Origin of the sequence: Microbacterium oxydans, assembly GCF_900095745.1 — a bacterium.
Taxonomy (GTDB): Bacteria; Actinomycetota; Actinomycetes; order Actinomycetales; family Microbacteriaceae; genus Microbacterium; species Microbacterium oxydans_B.
On sequence record NZ_FMIR01000017.1, the window covers coordinates 341,340 to 359,863 of the forward strand.

20 protein-coding genes are annotated in these 18,524 nt (G+C 69.3%); 9 read left to right on the top strand and 11 right to left on the bottom strand.

Going from position 1 to position 18,524, the window contains the following annotated elements:
- Positions 1–63 precede the first annotated feature (63 nt).
- Positions 64–936, bottom strand: coding sequence for a PHP domain-containing protein (locus BQ2383_RS11930; protein WP_091034096.1), 873 nt, complete (start codon positions 934–936; stop codon positions 64–66).
- 99 nt (positions 937–1,035) lie between these two features.
- Here BQ2383_RS11930 and BQ2383_RS11935 point away from each other — a divergent pair, with 99 nt between their 5' ends.
- From BQ2383_RS11935 to BQ2383_RS19380, 3 genes are read left to right on the top strand one after another with little or no spacing between them, the layout of a single operon-like run.
- Positions 1,036–2,058 (top strand): endonuclease/exonuclease/phosphatase family protein, encoded by a 1,023-nt coding sequence (locus BQ2383_RS11935; RefSeq protein ID WP_091034098.1) that lies wholly within the window; start codon positions 1,036–1,038, stop codon positions 2,056–2,058.
- A 37-nt stretch (positions 2,059–2,095) separates the two neighbouring features.
- Positions 2,096–3,517 carry an aminopeptidase P family protein gene (locus BQ2383_RS11940; RefSeq protein WP_091034101.1) on the top strand — a complete coding sequence of 474 codons (1,422 nt, stop codon included), beginning with the start codon at positions 2,096–2,098 and terminating at the stop codon, positions 3,515–3,517.
- A gap of 4 nt (positions 3,518–3,521) precedes the next feature.
- Complete coding sequence (locus BQ2383_RS19380) at positions 3,522–3,677, top strand: hypothetical protein (protein WP_167381614.1); 156 nt, start codon at positions 3,522–3,524, stop codon at positions 3,675–3,677.
- A 27-nt stretch (positions 3,678–3,704) separates the two neighbouring features.
- On the opposite strand, the gene BQ2383_RS11945 is transcribed toward BQ2383_RS19380, so the two are convergent.
- From BQ2383_RS11945 to BQ2383_RS11955, 3 genes are all read right to left on the bottom strand, one after another.
- Positions 3,705–4,355, bottom strand: a complete 651-nt coding sequence (locus tag BQ2383_RS11945) for an alpha/beta hydrolase family protein (RefSeq protein WP_091034104.1) — start codon at positions 4,353–4,355, stop codon at positions 3,705–3,707.
- Positions 4,355–4,711 carry a DUF4870 domain-containing protein gene (locus tag BQ2383_RS11950; protein WP_140403348.1) on the bottom strand — a complete coding sequence of 119 codons (357 nt, stop codon included), beginning with the start codon at positions 4,709–4,711 and terminating at the stop codon, positions 4,355–4,357. The genes BQ2383_RS11945 and BQ2383_RS11950 overlap by 1 nt, the downstream gene beginning before the upstream one ends.
- A 338-nt stretch (positions 4,712–5,049) precedes the next feature.
- Complete coding sequence (locus BQ2383_RS11955; RefSeq protein WP_237682423.1) at positions 5,050–5,790, bottom strand: general stress protein; 741 nt, start codon at positions 5,788–5,790, stop codon at positions 5,050–5,052.
- Between the two features lie 85 nt (positions 5,791–5,875).
- On the opposite strand from BQ2383_RS11955, the gene BQ2383_RS11960 reads away from it, so the two are divergent.
- Genes BQ2383_RS11960 through BQ2383_RS11970 form a run of 3 tightly spaced genes read left to right on the top strand, consistent with a single transcriptional unit; the run spans position 5,876 to position 8,771 of the window.
- Positions 5,876–7,141: a magnesium transporter MgtE N-terminal domain-containing protein gene (locus BQ2383_RS11960; RefSeq protein WP_091034547.1), complete on the top strand. Its 1,266-nt coding sequence runs from the start codon at positions 5,876–5,878 to the stop codon at positions 7,139–7,141.
- Entirely contained in the window at positions 7,141–7,653 is a 513-nt protein-coding gene (locus tag BQ2383_RS11965) for a DUF1003 domain-containing protein (RefSeq protein WP_091034110.1), read from the top strand. Before BQ2383_RS11960 ends, BQ2383_RS11965 begins: the two co-directional genes overlap by 1 nt.
- Positions 7,650–8,771 (top strand): Mrp/NBP35 family ATP-binding protein, encoded by a 1,122-nt coding sequence (locus BQ2383_RS11970; protein ID WP_091034113.1) that lies wholly within the window; start codon positions 7,650–7,652, stop codon positions 8,769–8,771. Before BQ2383_RS11965 ends, BQ2383_RS11970 begins: the two co-directional genes overlap by 4 nt.
- 11 nt (positions 8,772–8,782) lie before the next feature.
- On the opposite strand, the gene BQ2383_RS11975 is transcribed toward BQ2383_RS11970, so the two are convergent.
- Both BQ2383_RS11975 and BQ2383_RS11980 read right to left on the bottom strand, forming a co-directional pair.
- Positions 8,783–9,424, bottom strand: a complete 642-nt coding sequence (locus BQ2383_RS11975; protein WP_091034116.1) for a hypothetical protein — start codon at positions 9,422–9,424, stop codon at positions 8,783–8,785.
- A complete protein-coding gene (locus BQ2383_RS11980; RefSeq protein WP_091034118.1) occupies positions 9,421–9,798 on the bottom strand; it encodes a twin-arginine translocase TatA/TatE family subunit in 378 nt (125 codons plus the stop codon). Before BQ2383_RS11980 ends, BQ2383_RS11975 begins: the two co-directional genes overlap by 4 nt.
- Before the next feature lie 90 nt (positions 9,799–9,888).
- On the opposite strand from BQ2383_RS11980, the gene BQ2383_RS11985 reads away from it, so the two are divergent.
- The gene (locus BQ2383_RS11985) at positions 9,889–10,527 is read left to right on the top strand and encodes an O-methyltransferase (RefSeq protein ID WP_091034121.1); all 639 of its coding nucleotides are present in this window, start codon (positions 9,889–9,891) and stop codon (positions 10,525–10,527) included.
- A 96-nt stretch (positions 10,528–10,623) separates the two neighbouring features.
- Here BQ2383_RS11985 and BQ2383_RS11990 read toward each other — a convergent pair whose 3' ends face one another.
- The 3 genes from BQ2383_RS11990 to dapE form a co-directional block, all read right to left on the bottom strand.
- Positions 10,624–10,797, bottom strand: a complete 174-nt coding sequence (locus BQ2383_RS11990; protein WP_017203323.1) for a DUF3117 domain-containing protein — start codon at positions 10,795–10,797, stop codon at positions 10,624–10,626.
- A gap of 94 nt (positions 10,798–10,891) precedes the next feature.
- On the bottom strand, positions 10,892–12,109 hold the full coding sequence (locus tag BQ2383_RS11995) for a hypothetical protein (protein WP_091034123.1): 1,218 nt from the start codon (positions 12,107–12,109) through the stop codon (positions 10,892–10,894).
- Entirely contained in the window at positions 12,091–13,164 is a 1,074-nt protein-coding gene (dapE, locus tag BQ2383_RS12000) for a succinyl-diaminopimelate desuccinylase (RefSeq protein WP_091034126.1), read from the bottom strand. Before dapE ends, BQ2383_RS11995 begins: the two co-directional genes overlap by 19 nt.
- A 65-nt stretch (positions 13,165–13,229) precedes the next feature.
- Here dapE and dapD point away from each other — a divergent pair, with 65 nt between their 5' ends.
- Both dapD and BQ2383_RS12010 read left to right on the top strand, forming a co-directional pair.
- A complete protein-coding gene (gene dapD, locus BQ2383_RS12005) occupies positions 13,230–14,177 on the top strand; it encodes a 2,3,4,5-tetrahydropyridine-2,6-dicarboxylate N-succinyltransferase (RefSeq protein ID WP_091034129.1) in 948 nt (315 codons plus the stop codon).
- Between the two features lie 281 nt (positions 14,178–14,458).
- Positions 14,459–15,856, top strand: coding sequence for a DEAD/DEAH box helicase (locus BQ2383_RS12010; RefSeq protein ID WP_091034132.1), 1,398 nt, complete (start codon positions 14,459–14,461; stop codon positions 15,854–15,856).
- Positions 15,857–15,926: 70 nt separating this feature from the next.
- Here the strand turns inward: BQ2383_RS12010 and BQ2383_RS12015 are convergent, their stop codons facing one another.
- Positions 15,927–17,216 (bottom strand): citrate synthase, encoded by a 1,290-nt coding sequence (locus BQ2383_RS12015; protein ID WP_081859847.1) that lies wholly within the window; start codon positions 17,214–17,216, stop codon positions 15,927–15,929.
- Between the two features lie 190 nt (positions 17,217–17,406).
- Positions 17,407–18,519, bottom strand: coding sequence for a succinyldiaminopimelate transaminase (gene dapC / locus BQ2383_RS12020; protein WP_091034135.1), 1,113 nt, complete (start codon positions 18,517–18,519; stop codon positions 17,407–17,409).
- Between the last annotated feature and the right edge of the window lie 5 nt (positions 18,520–18,524).

Below are 18,524 nucleotides of genomic sequence, written 5' to 3' on the forward strand. Positions count from 1 at the left end.
GCCTCGGACGGTATCGGTCGCCGTCGACAGCCCGCCGGGAGATGACCGACAGAATGCCGAGGATCAGGGATAACGCGGGGAGATACCGGTGCCGCGTGCTATGAGCCGCGCGACCATCTCGTCGGACGTGGTGTTCTCGCCCGGACGGTTCGGCTTGCCGCTGCCGTGATAGTCGCTGGACCCGGTAATGATGAGGTCATGCTCGGCGGCGATCTCCCGCAGCTTCCGCTTGCCGGCTTCTGTGTTCTCGCGATGGTCGATCTCGAAGCCACCGAGGCCGGCGTCGATCAGTCGCTCGATGAACGACACCGGCATCATCCGGTCGCGGCCCGACGTCACGGGGTGCGCGATGACGGCAACTCCCCCAGCCTCCGTGATCAGCCGTACCGCGGTGAGGGGATCCGGTGCGTAGTGCGGCTCGTAGTACCCCTCGCGCGGGTGCAGGATGCCGTCGAACGCCTCGGTCCGGTCCCGGACGATGCCGCGGGCGATCAGCGCGTCGGCGATGTGGGGGCGCCCCACCGTCGCATCCAGGTTCGTCTGCGCGACGACGTCCTCCCAGTGGAGGTCGTAGTCCCGCCCGATGTTCCGAACGATGCGCTCGGCACGGCCGATCCGGTCTCCGCGGATGCGATCGGTCTCGGCGCGCAGCGCCTCGTTCTCGGGGTCGAAGAGATAGCCCAGTACGTGCACACTGCGCCATTCGTGCTTGGCTGAAAGCTCCATGCCGGGGATGAAGGTCATTCCGAGCGCGACGGCCGCATCGCCCGCCTCGGCCCACCCGGTGGAGCGGTCGTGGTCGGTGAGCGCCGCCGTGCGGATCCCGTGCGCGTGGACCTGCCGCATCACCTCGGCCGGCGACTCCGTGCCGTCGGACTGGTGGGAGTGCAGGTGCAGGTCGGCGGGACCGGCGAACCCGGCAGACGGAGTGGCCATCCTCCGAGCGTACCGAGCGTCACCCGCACCGGGCGCGGAGGCGCACGGAGGGGATGTCGGGGCAGGGACTTCACAGGCGGCGCTTCTAGGCTGGAGGGGATGTTTCGACTACTGGGGATCCTCTTCACCGTGCTGCTCGCGATCGCGACGGCGATCGTGGTGTGGCCGCAGTTCTTCCACCTCGAGCAGACCTATCCCTTCGCGCAGCTCGTCTCCGTCCGCGGCCTGGTCCTCGGCGGCTTCCTCATCATCGTGGTGCTCGCCCTCCTGCTGCTGTTCGCGCGGCCGCTTCGCGGGTTCGCCGCGTCGGTGCTGATCGTCGCGCTGTTGGGAGCGAGCGCCACCGCATTGATCGGAGCCAGCAGGGGCTACGGAGCGACCGCCCTTCCGGAGAAGACCGACAGCAGCGTTCGAGTGCTCACCTGGAACACCGCGGGCGAGGCCGTGTCGGCCGACGTGATCGCACAGCGCATCCTCGACCAGGGCGCGGACGTGGTCGCGCTGCCCGAGACCACCGAAGAGGTCGGCGAGCGGATCGCCATCATGCTGAGGGAGCAGGGGCACCCGATGTGGGTGCACCACGTGCAGTTCCGTCCCGATGTGCAGGACGGACCGCAGTCCTGGCAGACCACGGTCCTGGTCGCCCCCGATCTCGGCGAGTACTCCGTGATCGAGTCGGCGAAGGACGGCACCAGCAACACGGGTTCCGTGCCCAGTGTCGTCCTGATGCCGATCGACGGCACAGGTCCCACGATCGTCGCCGTGCACGCGGTCGCACCGCGCATGGAAGAGATGCAGCAGTGGCAGACCGATCTGCAGTGGATCGCCGACCAGTGCCCGCAGGGGGACTTCATCCTGGCGGGAGACTTCAACGCGACGATCGACCATATGGCCGGACTCGGCGTGGAGGGCGGCGACATCGGCTACTGCCGTGACGTGGCGGCGCGCACCGGCAACGGCGTCACCGGCACCTGGCCGAGCTCGCTCCCGCCGCTCGCCGGTGCGCCGATCGACCACGTGATGGCCTCGCAGAACTGGACGCCGACCGGCTCCGTCGTGCTCGACGATGCCGGCGGCAGCGACCACCGTGCGCTCGTCGTGCAGCTGGAGCCCGCCGGCTGAGCTCCCGTGTACTCCCTGCAGATGACAGACTGGAGGGATGAGCACCGGAGAGCGCGACACGATCGCAGAACCCACCGTCGAAGCATCGGCCGAGAACAGCACCACGAACCGCAAGCAGCCGTTCCCTCAGGGCTTCCTCGACACCATCTCCACCGGCTGGGCCGAGCGCCCGGAGACCCTTCCGGCTCCCCGCGCACAGGCCGCCTACGCCGCCGTCCGCCGTGCCGCCGTCTCGGCCGCGTTCCCCGGCAAGCGCCTGGTGATCCCCGCCGGCTCCCTCAAGCAGCGCAGCAACGACACCGACTACGTCTTCCGGGCGCACTCCGCCTTCGCGCACCTCACCGGATGGGCGTCGGACGCGGAGCCCGACTCGGTACTGGTCTTCGCGCCCACCGACTCGGGGCATGACATCACGCTCTTCTTCCGCGAGCGTGCCGACCGGACGACGACCGAGTTCTACGCCGATGCCACGGTCGGCGAGTTCTGGATCGGCCCCCGCCCGTCCCTGGCCGGCGTCGCCGCCGACCTCGACATCGCCACCGCCCACCTCGACGAGCTCGAGGCCGTGGCGGGCGAGCTCGTGCTCGAAGACGACGAGGCGCTGACCCGATTCGTCTCCGAGCTGCGCCTCATCAAGGACGAGTTCGAGATCGCCGAGATGCGCCGTGCGGTCGAGATCACGGCCGACGGGTTCGACGACATCATCCGCGAGCTTCCCGCCGCCGTCGCCCACGCCCGCGGCGAGCGCGTCGTCGAAGGAGTGTTCCACCGCCGGGCCCGCGAAGACGGCAACGGCGAGGGCTACGACACGATCGCCGCCTCGGGTCCCCACGCCTGCTACCTGCACTGGACGCGCAACGACGGCACCGTCGTCCCCGGCGACCTGATCCTGGTCGATGCCGGTGTCGAGGCCGACAGCCTGTACACGGCCGACATCACCCGCACGCTTCCCGTCTCCGGCACGTTCACCGAGGTGCAGCGCCGCGTGTACGAGACGGTGCGCGAAGCAGCGGATGCGGCCTTCGCTGCAGCGCGGATCGGTGTGCGGTTCCGCGATGTGCACGGCGCGGCCATGAAGGTCATCGCCGAGCGCACCGCCGAGTGGGGCCTGCTTCCGGTCACCGCCGAGGAGGCGCTCGATGCAGACAAGGGCGGCCAGCACCGCCGGTACATGGTGCACGGCACCTCGCACCACCTCGGCATCGATGTGCACGACTGCGCGCAGGCACGTCGGGAGATGTACTACGACGGCATCCTGGCCCCCGGCATGGTGTTCACGATCGAGCCCGGCCTGTACTTCCAGATCGACGACCTGACGGTTCCGGCCGAGCTCCGCGGGATCGGCGTGCGCATCGAAGACGACATCCTCATGACCGAGGACGGTCCGGTCAACCTGTCGGCGGACATCCCGCGCACGGCCGACGAGGTCGAGGCCTGGATCGCCCGGCTGAAGGCCTGACGCCATGTTCGGAGTCGTCAGCTTCTTCGCCATCGTCCTGATCTACGCCGTCGCAGCGCTCATCGCCGGCGCGGTGATCTACTTCGCCGTGCTGCTCGCGCTCAAGTCGCACACGCGCTGGGTGGATCAGGGGAAACCAGGCCGTTCCCGGCCGTTCTGACGTATGCACGTCGCCGAGTTCGCCCTGCTAGCGGCGGACGAACTCGGCGACGATCGGCGCGAGAGATTCGCCGATCTCGGAGGCGGGACGCTTCTGTCCCTTCACCTCGAAGGTGTGGCCGCCGCCCTCGATCCAGACGACTCGGGCATCCTGACAGGACGCGACCGCTTCTTCGAACTGCGAGATCGGCTGGATGAAAGGGTCGTTCGTCCCCTCGACGAACAGCTGCGGAACCGCGATGGCCGGCAGATGCTCCACGCGCGGCTTCTCGGGCCTGCCCGGTGGGTGCAACGGATAGCCGAGGTACGCCAGGCCGTCGACGATGAGTCCGTCCGCGACGGCCATGGACGCCATGCGTCCGCCGTAGGACTTGCCCGTCGCCCACACCGTGTTTCCCGGTTCCTGCGCGCGGGCGAACGCCACAGCGGCCTGCCACGTCGACATGGCGTGCGCCGCGGGTCCGGGCATCTTCCTGCCCTGCTCCACGTACGGGAAGTTGAAGCGCAGAGTGGAGAAACCTAGTCCGCCGAGGGCCTCCGTGAACCCTGTGAGGAACGGATGGCCCTTGCCGGTGCCGGCACCGTGCGCGACGAGCACCGTCATGCCGTTCTCGCCCGCGGACCAGTCCGCGCTGACCACGGTCGGCTCCGTCGGGAGATCGACCTGGATCGTCGCCATCAGGCGCGTGCGAAGGGGATGGCGAAGGGGACGCGCATGACGCCTCCCGACGACACCCGCACCGTACCGATGATCACGAGCACGACGTGGAGCAGTGAGACGGCGAAGTACAACGTGATGGGGATGCCCAGCGGGAAGAACCCGGTGGACGCGGTGCCCTGCGAGGTCAGGGTGATGAGCAGCACGAAGTGCATGACGAGGAGCACCGTCGACACCATCAGGTAGGTCAGTCCCCAGTTCAACGCCGATCGCGCGTTCTCCGCAGCGGGTCCGCCGGCTCGTCGCGCCGATGCTCCGCTGACAGCCATCGCGAGGCCCGACGCGAGCCCTCCGATGAACGGGAAGGGGATGAGCACCAGGAAACCGAGGGCCCACGGGAGCAGACCGCGCGCCGGCGCGACCGCTGGGGGGAACTGCCCGGGGTAGCCGGGGGCGGGGTACGTCTGCGACGGATATCCGGGTCCTGGGTACGCCGGCGGGGCATACCCGGGCGGCACCGCAGCAGCCGGTTGGCCGGGTGCCTGGTAGGTGGGCGCCGGGTATCCGGGTGCCGGGTTTCCGGGTGCCGGATATCCCGCGGGCGCCCTGGGGGCATCGTATGTCTGAGCAGGGGGCGCGGCCGGTGCAGGTGGCACCGGCGGCGCAGGTGGCGGCGGCGGAGCGAACTCCCCCGGCTGATGGGGCTCGGGAAGCGTCATCGTCGGTCACCTTCCGGCGCATCCGAGCCGGGCACGATGCCGGGTTCGGGAACGGGCAGCGGGGAGATCGGCTCGGCCTCGTCGGCCGCGGGCGCCGCAGGGGCGGCTTCGGGGGCGGGACCGCCGTCCGGCTGCTGCGGTTCCGCGACGGGATCGGCCGGACGCGGCGGGACCACGGGCTCCGCGGGCTCGGGAGTCACCGCACCGGGCGTGATCCGCTCGCCGTAGCGCGGCGGCTCGTCGAGGTTCACGGGCGGCCGCACCGGCGCCGTCTTCGTCGCGCCGAGCACCTGACGGGCCTTCGCGAGCGATGCTGCCTGCACCGTCACCTCGTAGTGGTCGGCGGCGAACTGCGTGACGCTCGCGAAGTCGCGTCGGCGACGAACGATCGCGTAGGTGACGAGGCTCAGCAGCATCCCGAGCGCGACGCCGATGAAGACGAAGCCGACGAAGAGCTGGATCGGCACCTCGGGGTTGCCGATCACGAGGATCGCCGAGAGGAACAGGCCGATCAGGACGCCGTTGACGGCGCCCGAACGCGCGGCCGCCGCATACCCCAGCTTTCCGGTGACGCGCTCGACCGTGCGCACGCTCTGCCCGACGATCGCGATGTCTCTGGCCGGCACCTCCCCCGCGATCAGCTTCGACACCGTCTTCTGCGCGCTCTCGTAGTCGCGCGTCGAAGCGACCATCTCGCCGGTCTCGGTGCCGCTCGCGGGGCGGTTCAGCATGCTCATCCGGCTATTCTTCCACGCGCACCCGTCGACGGCCCGAGGCGCGACCATCCCGCCCTCGGCCGGACCCGCCGACTACTCTGGAGAAGTGAGCACACAACGGGTTTTCGCCGCGCGCCTGGCCGGGTGCGCCGTCTTCGACCCCCTCGGCGACCGGCTCGGCAAGGTCCGGGATGTCGTCGTCGTGTATCGAAGTACCGCGGCGCCCCGCGTGATCGGCCTGGTCGTCGAGATCCCGGGGCGACGTCACGTGTTCCTCTCGATCGGCCGGGTCACGTCGATCCGGTCCGGACAGGTCATCACCACCGGACTGATCAACGTGCGACGCTTCTCTCCCCGCGCCGGCGAGGTGCGCGTGCTCGCCGAGATGCTCGGACGGCGCGTGAGCTTCGCCGACGGCAGCGGCACGGCCGTCATCGAAGACGTCGCGATCGAACCGAACCGCCTCGGCGAATGGGCGATCAGTCAGCTCTTCCTCCGCCGCCCGAAGACCAGCGCCTCGCCGTTCGCGAAGGGTCCGACCACGTTCGCCGCCTGGAGCGAGGTCGCCGAGCAGCGTGCACCGGGCGAGTCTCAGTCCGCTGAGCAGCTCGTCGCCTCGTACTCGGAGCTGCACGCCGCCGACCTCGCCAACACCCTTCTCGATCTTCCGCAGCAGCGCATGATCGAGGTGGCCGAAGAGCTGTCGGACGACCGTCTCGCCGACGCACTCGAGGAGATGCCCGAAGACGAACAGGTGCACATCCTCGACCGTCTCGGCGATGAGCGCGCGGCCGACATCCTCGACCAGATGGAACCGGACGACGCCGCCGATCTGCTCGCCCAGCTGGCCCCGGACCGACTCGAACAGCTTCTCGAGCTGATGGAGCCGGAAGAGGCCGAAGACGTCAGGATGCTGCTGCGCTACGGTCCCGACACCGCGGGTGGTCTGATGACCCCGGAGCCGATCATCCTCTCCGCAGACGCCACCGTCGCGGAGGCATTGGCCCTGATCCGCCGTCACGAGCTGCACCCCGCACTCGCCGCCGCCGTGTTCGTGACCCTGCCGCCGTTCGAGACGCCGACCGGACGTCTGCTCGGCCTCGTGCACTTCCAGCGGATGCTGCGCTACCCGCCCCACGAGCGCCTCGGAGCGATCCTCGACGACAGCCTCGAGCCCGTTCCCGTCACCGCATCCGCCGCCGAGGTGGCGCGACTGTTGGCGAGCTACGACCTCGTCTCGCTCCCGGTGATCGACGCGGCGCACCGGCTCGTCGGCGCGATCAGCATCGATGATGTGCTCGACTATCTGCTCCCCGATGACTGGCGATCGCACGACAGCGACACGCCGTCCCCCGCGAAGGAGGCACGCTGATGCCCCGCTCGCCGCGCCTCGATGCCCCCGGCCGCAGCACGACGAGGCCCCGCACGACCTCGCGCGACCGGTTCGGCCGGTTCACGGAGTGGGTGGCCCGCGCGATGGGCACACCGACCTTCCTGCTCATGCTCAGCCTGTTCTGCGTGGCCTGGATCGTCTGGAACACCTTGGGGCCTGACGAGCTGCGCTTCGACGACGCCGCCCTCGGCTTCACCGCCCTCACCCTCATGCTCTCTTTGCAGGCCTCTTATGCCGCGCCGCTGATCCTGCTCGCCCAGAACCGACAGGACGACCGCGACCGCGTGCAGATCGAACAGGATCGCCAGCGCGCGGAACGCAACCTCGCTGACACCGAGTACCTCGCCCGGGAGATCGTGGCGCTGCGGATGGCGCTCGAGGAGCGCAATTCGCAGGCCGTCACGCGTGACGTTCTCCGACAGGAGCTGAAGGCTCTCCTCGCCGAGCTCGAAGACACCGGGGACAAACCGACGGCGGGCGCCGCATCGTGACCGAGACCGACCTCGTCCGTGCCGCGGTCTCCGCGGTGACGGACCCGGAGCTGCGCCGCCCCATCGGCGAGCTCGACATGGTGCGTGAGATCGCCGTGGACGGAGACCGCGCTCAGGTCGGCATCGTCCTGACGATCGTGGGCTGCCCTGCAGCGGCGCGCATCGAGTCCGAAGTGCGCGAGGCTGCGGCATCCGTCCCCGGCATCGCCTCGGTCGACGTCGAAGTGGGCGTCATGACGCCGGCGGAGCGCAAGGCGCTGACCGAGAAGCTCCGCGACGGCAGGCCGGCCCGCCAGATGCCCTTCGGGCCCGACTCGCTCACCCGCGTGATCCTCGTCTCCAGCGGCAAGGGCGGCGTGGGTAAATCGACGGTCACCGCCAATCTCGCCGTGGCACTCGCAGACCAGGGTCTGTCCGTGGGCCTCGTCGATGCCGACGTGCACGGATTCTCGATTCCCGGGCTCCTCGGCATCCCCGCCGGGACGCAGCCGACTCGTATCGACGACCTCATGCTGCCCCCGGTGGCGCACGGGGTGAAGACCATCTCGATCGGGATGTTCCTCCGCGACGGCGAGGCCGTCGTAGCGTGGCGCGGACCGATGCTGCACCGCACGGTGCAGCAGTTCCTCACCGACGTGTTCTTCGGCGACCTCGATGTGCTGCTCATCGACATGCCGCCCGGCACCGGCGACATCGCCATCTCGATCGGCCAACTCCTCCCCCACGCCGAGGTCCTTGTCGTCACGACGCCGCAGACCGCCGCCGCAGAGGTGGCCATCCGCAGTGGACTCGTCGCGCGGCAGACAGGTCAGCGGGTGATCGGCGTCATCGAGAACATGGCGGCGTACACGCTCCCCGACGGCACGGTCATCGATCTGTTCGGCTCAGGTGGAGGTGCGGCGGTCGCCGAAGCGCTCTCCGAGCCGGGCGCCACGGTCCCGCTGCTGGCCTCGATCCCGCTGAGTCCCGCGCTCCGTGAGGGGGGCGACGCCGGCCTCCCGATCGTCGCCGGCGAGACGACGGATGCCGCGGCCACGACGATCCTCGACCTCGCGCGCACGCTCGCTCGGCAGGGGCGGGGCCTCTCCGGCCGCTCGCTGCCGATGACGATCGGCTGAGTGCAGCTCCCCTACAGCTCCGGGGACTCCGTCCAGGACTCGTGCGCGTGCTCGGCATCTCGCGTGCTTCTCCGTCCGGTGACCCGACGGCGGACCAGGATGATGACGGGCAGCAACGCGGCGACGGGAAGACAGAACACCGCACCGAACGCCAGGAGCGTCCCCGTGGCGAAGTCGTTCCCCCCTGTGCGGCCGAGTCCGATGGAGCCACTCCCGAAGGCGTCCCCGGCGACGAGGAACTCGCCGTCGTAGGTGTCGAGCGAGTCGATGCAGGTGACGGTGTGGACGCCCTCATGAGCAGCGGTGAACTGCGCATGCTGCTCGAACCCGCGTTTCGGGGTCATCCACCAGAGCGTGTCGTCCCACGACAGCGAGGGTCCTCCGCGCTGAGGGAGAGCGGCGCCGTCCGGGCCCGACACCGAGCACTCCAACGTCCCCAGCATCGCGGAGATGCCGCTGCCCCAGATGCCGACTCGCTCGCCCGCCCGCAGCTCGACCGTATCCCCCCGTCCCAGCGGAACCGGGTCCGCATCTCTCACGGAGGCTGCGACGGGCAACACCCAGAGCGCCCAGATCAGCACACCGATGCACGCGCACAGCGCGGAGAACCCGAATGCCACGGCATCGCGATCGGCGAGCCGCCCTCGGGTCACGTGGCTTCGGGGTCGAACGGAGGCCGGTTGCTCGCGCTGAACTCCTGCGGGAGCGCACGGGGAGCGACAGGCTCCGCGATCGTCTCTCGCGCCTGCGTCGGCGTCGCGGCCGGCTGCGGCTCCTCGAACAGCGCGTCGCGGATGATGCGTCGCGGATCGTACTGACGGGGGTCGAGCTTGCGCCAGTCCACATCGTCGAGCTCCGGACCCATCTCCTCGCGCATGCGGGACTTGGTCGAGCGAAGATACTCGCCGGCCTTGCGGACCATGCGGGAGAAGCCTTCGGCAGCTCGCGGAAGACGTTCCGGGCCGATGATGAGGACCGCGATGAGGCCGATCAGCAGCAGCTTCTCGAAGGTGAGCCCGAACGTCATCTCTACAGGCTACCGTCGCGCCTGCGGTCCGCGGGTACACCGAGCGAATACTCTGGAGGGAACCACCGGGCAGGCAGGGAGAAACAGGCCATGAGCGAGCACGACGCGAACGCGCGATTCCTTCGCGAGTCCATCGTGGAACCCGACGCCATCGCACGTGCGCGCGCGCATGCGGTCGAGCTCGGCGCGATGCCGATCAGCACCGTCGTCGGTTCCCAGATCGCCGTGCTCGCCGCCGCGACCGGCGCGCGCTCGATCGTCGAGATCGGCACCGGCGCCGGCGTCTCCGGACTCTGGCTGCTGCACGGAGCGCCGCAGGCCGTGCTCACCTCGATCGACAACGAGCCCGAGCACCTCGCAGCAGCGCGACAGGCTTTCACCGACGCGAAGGTGCCGTCCACCAAGGTCCGATTCATCACCGGTCGCGCCATCGACGTGCTCCCCCGCATGAATGAGGCCTCGTACGACATCGTGCTCGTCGACGCCGACCCCGACCACATCATCGAGTACGTCGAGCACGGACTCCGCCTCGCCCGCACCGGCGGCATCGTGCTGGTGCCGCGGATCCTCGGCGGCGGCCGCGTGGCCGACCCGGTGCAGCGCGATGAAGTCACGTCGGCCTACCGCTCTCTGGTGCAGGAGACGCAGGAGTCTTCGGCCGTGTTGGCGACCGTGTCACCCGCAGGTGAAGGACTGCTCCAGCTGATCAGACTCGCCGACCGCGACTGAGAATCGCCTCGCTCGGGTATTTCCCGGAATCGACAAAGGGCGGTGGATCCGAGGATCCACCGCCCTTTCGGTCCGCGGATGCGGACCTCAGATCGTTTAGGCCGGTGCCACGACGGCTGCAAGCACGTCGTGAAGTTCCTTGGCCTCGGCGTCGTTCACGGAGACGACCAGACGGCCGCCGCCTTCGAGCGGAACGCGCACGATGATGAGTCGTCCTTCTTTCACGGCCTCCATGGGTCCGTCTCCGGTCCTCGGCTTCATCGCTGCCATCGTGGCTCCCTTTCCTCCGGTGGTATGGAATGAGTTTATCGGGTGTCACCGGGACCTGGAGGTCACCGAGCAACAATTGGGTCGCCGGACACGGTCAGGGCACCTGCCAGAACGTGCTTCCGAGCGCATACACGTGGTAGATCCAGAGCCACTGGCCCAGGAGGCAGAGGGCCACCACACCGACGCGCCACCACCGCGATCGAGGAACCGCGACGGCGCCCCAGAGCGGGCTGAGGGGCAGCAGCAGGCGGAACGTGCTGGACTGCGGGAAGAACACCGCGAGGAGGTACAGGAGATAGCTGGCGCTCCACAGACGCAGGTCACCGCCGAGGGCGCGCACCTGGGGCGAGCGCAGGAGGGCGACGGCGGCCGCCGCGACGAGCAGCACGAGCGCCACCGGCCCCCACCACTGCGGCATGCCCCAGAGCGCGAACCAGAACTGCGAGGCCTGAACCCATCCTTCGAACGGCAGGAAACCGTCGACGCCGCCGACGATCCAGTGCCGGCGCCACGCGAGTTCGGTCGCGAGATAGGCACCGGGATCGCCCGTGACGACACCGGCGATCAGTTGCCAGGCGAAGCCCGCCGCGGTCGCGAGCGCCCCGAGCGCGACGATGTGCGTGATCTCGCGCCCGGTGAGCGGTTCCTTCTTCCGGCGGAACCAGCGCACGACACCGTGCAACCCGAGGTACAGGGCGAAGGCGAGGATCCCGGGGCGCGTGAAGGCCATCACCGGGATCAGGAGGTAGAGCCGGCCGTACTCGTGTCTGATCGTCGCATCGAGCGCGAGGAACAGCAGCAGCAGGAACAGAGTCTCGGCATAACCGACCTGGAACATCGCGGCGATCGGCCCGGCAGCGAAGAACACGACTGCCCAGAGCGCCGCAGAAGCGCCGATGCGGTCACGGAGCAGACGATGAAGCGCGAGGCACGCGAGATACCCCGCGGCCAGCGAGATCAGGAGAGCGCCGACTCCCCAGGACCCGAAGACGAAGCCCACCGCCTTCGCCGCATATGCGAACACGGGCATGAATGCCCAGGCGTTCTCGGCGACTTCGCCCGACTCCGTCAGGGGAAGCTCGGTCGGATAGCCGGACTCCGCGACCAGCCAGTACCACTGGGCGTCCCAGCCGAGGATGAAGTCATCGAGTCCGGCATCGGCCCCGAAGCGCGAGAACGACGTCGACAGCGACGCGGCGATGAGCAGGAAGATCGTGGTCGTTGCCCGTGCCGCGAGGTAGATGATCGCGATCCGCAGCGCGATCGGCGCCTGCGCCCAACGGCGAGCCGTGCTCAGCGCGAGGTGAGCCATGCGCGCAGGCCCCGCTCCACGGCGTCGATCTGCGCGAGCGGTACGCGCTCCTCGTCGTGGTGCGCGAGGTGCGGGTCGCCGGGACCGTAGTTCACCGCCGGAATGCCGAGCGCCGAGAAGCGGGCGACGTCGGTCCAGCCGTACTTCGGGCGCGGCTCGGCGCCCACAGCCGCCACGAACTGCTTCGCGATCTCGGCGTCGAGTCCGGGGCGCGCGCCCTCGGCGGCGTCGGTGATCTCGATCTCGAAGCCGGCGAGAACCCCGCGGAGGTGCGCTTCAGCGTCCGCGGCGGACTTGCTGGGCGCGAAGCGATAGTTGACCTCGACCTCGCACGCGTCGGGGATGACGTTGCCCGCGACGCCGCCGGCGATTCGCACGGCGCTCAGGCTCTCCCGGTACAGGAGCCCCTCGACCGGCACCTCCCTGGCGCGGTACTCGGCGAGCCGCGTCAGGATCGGCGCCGCACGGTGGATCGCGTTCTCGCCGATCCACGCTCGTGCACTGTGTGCGCGAACGCCGGTCGTGCGCACGATCGCGCGCAGCGTGCCGTTGCATCCGCCCTCGACCTCGCCGTTGGAGGGTTCGCCGAGGATCGCGAAATCCGCCCGGAACAGGTCGGGTCGCACCGCGGCGAGCAGGCCGAGGCCGTTCTTGGACGCCTCGATCTCTTCGTTGTCGTACCACATCCAAGTGATGTCGATCGCGGGATCGGTGAGCTCCGCCGCGAGCTTGAGCTGCACGGCCGTGCCCGCCTTCATATCGACGGTTCCGCGCCCCCAGAGATAGGGCACGCCGTCGATCTCGATGTCCCTGGTCGGCAGGTTCGCATTGATCGGCACGGTGTCGATGTGACCGGCGATGGCGACGCGCTGCGCGCGCCCGAGATCGGTGCGGGCGACGATCGTGTTGCCGTGGCGGAAGACTTCGAGGTGCGTCAGCGGCGTGATGGCCGCCTCGATCGCGTCGGCGAGGGTCTTCTCGTCGCCGGACACGCTCGGGATGTCGCAGATCGCACGGGTGAGGTCGACGGAGGACGCGGTCAGATCGAGCACCATGGGTCAAGCCTACTTACCCCGTCATGCGTGAAGTCCCCCGCCTCCCGGCGCGATAGCGTGGAGGGATGAGCGACGCACGCACCGTATGGGGTATCGGCCTGACCACGATCGCCGGCGATGGCACGGTTCTCGATGCGTGGTACCCGGATGTCCGCACGGGATCTGCCTCCGCAGACGATGCCGCCGTCGCCGCGCTCGAGCCCCTCGTCGGCGCCGATGAGCGACGGAACGTGACCGTCGAGATCGTCCGGCTCCAGATCGACCTCGACGCAGCTCCCGCTTCCACGGCCGACGCGTACCTGCGACTGCACGCCCTCTCGCACCTCGTCGTGCGCCCCAACGAGCTGAACCTGGAGGGCATCTTCGGCCACCTGCCCAACGTCGCCTGGACGAACGCCGGCCCGGTGCTCCCCGCCGACGCCGCCCGACTGCGGCCGCACCTCCAGCGCGCCGGCATCCAGGTGCAGGGACTGGACAAGTTCCCGCGCCTGACCGACTACGTGCAGCCTGCGGGCGTCAGGATCGCCGACGCCTCGCGCGTGCGGCTCGGCGCACACCTCTCCCCCGGCACCACCGTGATGCATGAGGGCTTCGTCAACTTCAACGCCGGAACGCTCGGCTCCTCCATGGTCGAGGGACGCATCTCGCAGGGCGTCGTCGTGGGCGACGGCAGCGACATCGGCGGCGGTTCCTCGATCATGGGCACGCTCTCGGGCGGTGGCACGCACCGGGTGTCGATCGGCGCGCGCACCCTGCTCGGAGCGAACGCCGGCATCGGCATCTCCCTCGGCGACGACTGCGTCGTCGAGGCGGGCCTGTACGTGACCGCCGGGACGAAGATCGTGCTGGTCGACGGCCCGATGACGCCGGACGGCGGACGCAAGACGGTGAAGGGCGGAGAACTCTCCGGCCAGGACGGGCTGCTCTTCCGCCGGAACTCCCTCAGCGGGGCCGTCGAGGCCGTGCGCCGTGCCGGCGTGGGCGTGACGCTCAACGAGGCCCTTCACGCCTGAGAGCCCTCCCTGCGCGTGCGTCGGCCGCCCGCGACCCGCGCGTGGAGGCGGCATGCAGCCGACGGCATGCACGCACTGGTAGACTGACACCGTTGTCCGCACCGCCGGTGCTGCAACATCGTCGTCGTCATGGGGTCTCCGAGGACCGAAGCGAGCAGAACTGCTCCCACCACCAGCATGAGCTGGCATTTCGAACGGCGAACCGATGCGCAATTCCTGCGCCGTCGCCCACCTCACCCCTTATCTCGCGCCGATCACTCGTGCGCTGACGGAGTTTCTGCATGTCTACTTTCCTTGAACTCGGCGTTCCCGCCGAGCTCGCCGCCGTTCTCGCCGATTCCGGCAAAACCGAGGCCTTCGCGATCCAGCGCGACACCCTTCCCGACTCCCTCGCGGGTCGCGACCTCCTCGGCCGCGGACGCACGGGCAGCGGTAAGACCATCGCCTTCGCCCTGCCGCTCGTGGCGCGCCTCGCCGCATCCGGTGGTCAGCGCCGCGCCGGCCTCCCGCGCGGACTCGTCCTCGCCCCGACCCGTGAACTCGCGACGCAGATCGCCGCGACCATCGCCCCGCTCGCCGAGGCTGCCGGCCTGCGCGTCACGACCGTCTTCGGTGGCGTCAGCCAGCGTCCGCAAGAGCAGGCGCTGCGCGGCGGCGTCGACATCGTCGTGGCCTGCCCCGGTCGACTCGAAGACCTCATGAAGCAGCAGGTCGTGCGCCTCAGCGCGATCGAGGTCACCGTGCTCGACGAGGCCGACCACATGGCCGACCTCGGCTTCCTCCCCGGCGTCACCCGCATTCTCACCGCGACGCCGGCCGGTGGCCAGCGCCTCCTGTTCAGCGCGACGCTGGACCGCGGCATCGACACCCTCGCCCGCCGCTTCCTCTCGAACGCGGTCAGCCACGAGGTCGATGAAGAGAGCGTGCCCGTGGGCGAGATGACCCACCGCGTGCTGGTCGTCGACTCCACCGACAACAAGACCGCTCTCGTGAAGGAGCTCGCCTCCGGCACCGGCCGCCGCATCCTCTTCACCCGCACCAAGCACCAGGCGAAGAAGCTCGCGAAGCAGCTCACGGCTGCCGGCATTCCGGCCGTCGACCTGCACGGAAACCTGTCGCAGAACGCTCGTGAGCGCAACCTCGGCGCCTTCTCCGCCGCACCGGAAGACGGCGGAGTGCGCGTCCTCGTCGCGACCGATGTCGCCGCCCGTGGCGTGCACGTCGACAACGTCGACCTCGTCGTCCACGTCGACCCGCCCGTCGAGCACAAGGCATACCTGCACCGTTCCGGACGTACGGCCCGTGCCGGTGCTGCCGGCACCGTCGTGACCGTCGTGCTCCCCGAGCAGCGCCGTGACGTCAAGGACCTGCTGCGCAAGGCGGCCATCTCGGCTCCGCTGGAAGATGTCACGACCGCTGCCGTCACGGCCCTGGTCCCCGAGCGCGCCCCGCACGTGCGCCCGGCTCCCGTGCAGGCTCCGCAGCAGCAGCAGCGTCAGTCGTCCAAGCAGCGTCCCGCCGGTGGCGAGAAGAGCGGTGCGGCGAACCCGCCCGCGCGTCGTCGTCGCCGCCCCCGCGCCGGTGGCGCCGGTGGCCAGGGCAGCGGCTACCAGGGCGGTGGCTACTCCACGCAGAGCGGACAGTCCCGTCAGGGCGGCCGCAGCGCGCAGGGTCGCTGACCCGCGGACGCAGCTCGACAGCAAAGCGCCCCTTCCGTTTCGGCGGAAGGGGCGCTTTCTCGTTCTGTGCTCAGCGAGTCGGGAACGACCGCTCGGGAGAGCCCGTGTACAGCTGCTGCGGGCGGCCGATCTTGGTCTGCGGGTCGAGCTGCAGCTCGCGCCACTGCGCCAGCCAGCCAGGCAGCCGACCGATGGCGAACAGCACCGTGAACATCCGGGTCGGGAAGCCCATCGCCTTGTAGATGACGCCCGTGTAGAAGTCGACGTTCGGGTACAGGCGACGCTCACGGAAGTAGTCGTCGGCGAGGGCGAGTTCCTCGAGCTCCTTCGCGAGGTCGAGAAGCGGATCGGTGACGCCCAGCGAGGAGAGCACCTCATCGGCGGCGTCCTTGACCAGCTTGGCGCGCGGATCGTAGTTCTTGTAGACGCGGTGCCCGAAGCCCATGAGCTTCACGCCCTCCTCCTTGTTCTTCACCCGCTCCACGAAGCGCGAGACGCTCTGGCCGGAGTCGCGGATCTGCCCCAACATCGTCAGGACGGCCTCGTTCGCACCGCCGTGCAGCGGACCGGAGAGTGCCTGGATGCCGGCGGAGACCGAGGCGAACTGGTTCGCGCCGGTAGAGCCCACCAGGCGGACAGTCGAGGTGGAGGCGTTCTGCTCGTGGTCTTCGTGGAGGATCAGGAGAAGCTCGAGAGCCTTCGACATGACCGGGTTGACCTCGTACTCCTCGCTGTGCACGCCGAAGTTGAGCTTGAGGAAGTTGTCCACGAAGCTCAGCGAGTTGTCGGGGTACAGGAAGGCCTGGCCGACGCTCTTCTTGTGCGCATAGGCCGCGATCACGGGCAGCTTGGCGAGCATGCGCACCATGTTCAGCTCGACATGCTCGGGGTTGTGCGGGTCGGTCTGCCCCTCGTAGTACGTCGAGAGGGCGGCGACCGCCGACGAGAGCACCGACATCGGGTGCGCCGTGTGCGGCAGAGCCGAGAAGAAGCGCTTGAGGTCTTCGTGTAGCAGCGTGTGGCGACGGATCTTCTCGTCGAACTCCGCCAGCTCGGAAGCCGAGGGCAGTTCCCCGTAGATCAGGAGCCAGGCGACCTCGAGGTAGCTCGTCGATCCTGCCAGCTGCTCGATGGGATATCCGCGGTAGCGCAGGATCCCCTTGTCGCCGTCGATAAACGTGATGTCGGACTTGGTGGACGCCGTGTTGACGAAACCGTAGTCGAGGCCGGTGTAGCCGGTCTGCCGGGTCAGCGTCGAGAAGTCGATGCTGTCGTGGCCTGCCGTACCGCGCAATACCGGGAATTCGGCGGTTGTATCGCCGATCGTCAGCTTCGCCGTCTGCTCTGCCGCTGCGCTCACGCGGTCCTCCTCCTGGCGTCCGACCCCGCTGGTCGCGGTGCATCGGACAAGATCTTGATCAAGTCGGAACTGGCGATCTCACGGCGCTGTGGCACCAGGTCGAGACACGACCGAATCGCCTTTACAGCCTAGTAGGCACACAGGCCTACTGTGACATCCGCCAAACAGATGCGATCTTCACGGAGAAAACCTACAGAGCCGAAGCGGTGAGCCGGCGCGCGGCTTCTCGCACCCGCTCGGTGGGAGCGGTCAGCGCGAGGCGCACATGCTGCGAGGAGTCCGCGCCGTAGAACGGACCGGGACCGGCGAGGATGCCGAGATCGGCGAGGCGTCCCATCGACTCCCAGGCATCGCGCCCTTCCGTCGCCCAGAGATACAGCCCGGCCTCCGAACCATCGATGCGGAAGCCGGCGGCCTCCAGCGCGGGGCGCAGTGCTTCTCGCCTGGTGCGGTACAGCTCCTTCTGGGCGGCGACGTGCTCGTCGTCCCCCAGCGCCACCGCCATGGCGTGCTGCACGGGCGCGGGCGGCATGAGTCCGAGGTGCTTGCGCGCCGTGAGCAGGTCTCCGACGACGCGCGCGCAGCCGGCGACGAACGCGGCTCGATAGCCGGCGAGATTCGACTGCTTGCTCAGCGAGTACACGCTGAGCAGGTTCGCCCTGCTGCCGCCGGTCACCCGAGGGTCGAGGATCGAGGGGATCGGCTCGGTCGCCCAGATTCCGTCCCAGCCCAGCTCGGCGTAGCATTCGTCACTCGCGAGGACGGCTCCGAGTTCGCGCGCACGGCGCACGGCCGCAGCGAGCTCGTCGACCGTCCAGGTCCGGCCGTCCGGGTTGCCCGGAGTGTTGATCCAGATGAGCTTGGTGCCCTCCGGCCACTCGGCGGGATCGTCGGCCGGGAGCGGAGTCGCGCCGACCACGCGGGCGCCGACCTCGTACGTGGGGTACGCCACACGGGGATGCACCACGATGTCGCCCTCGCCGAGTCCGAGGAGAGTGGGCAGCAGTGCGACGAGCTCCTTGGACCCGATCGTCGGCAGGACGTTGTCGACGCGGAGGTCGGACACTCCCCTGCGCCGCGCGTACCACTCGACGATGGCTTCGCGCAGCGTCGGCGTGCCGACCGTCTGCGGGTAGGCGTGCGCGTCGGTGGCCTCGGCCAGCGCACGACGGATGAGCTCCGGCGTCGGGTCCACCGGTGATCCCACGGAAAGGTCCACGAGGCCCTCGGGATGCTCAGCGGCACGCGCACGGAAGGGGACGACGGCGTCCCACGGGTAGTCGGCGAGGTCGCGGACGCTCACGGAAG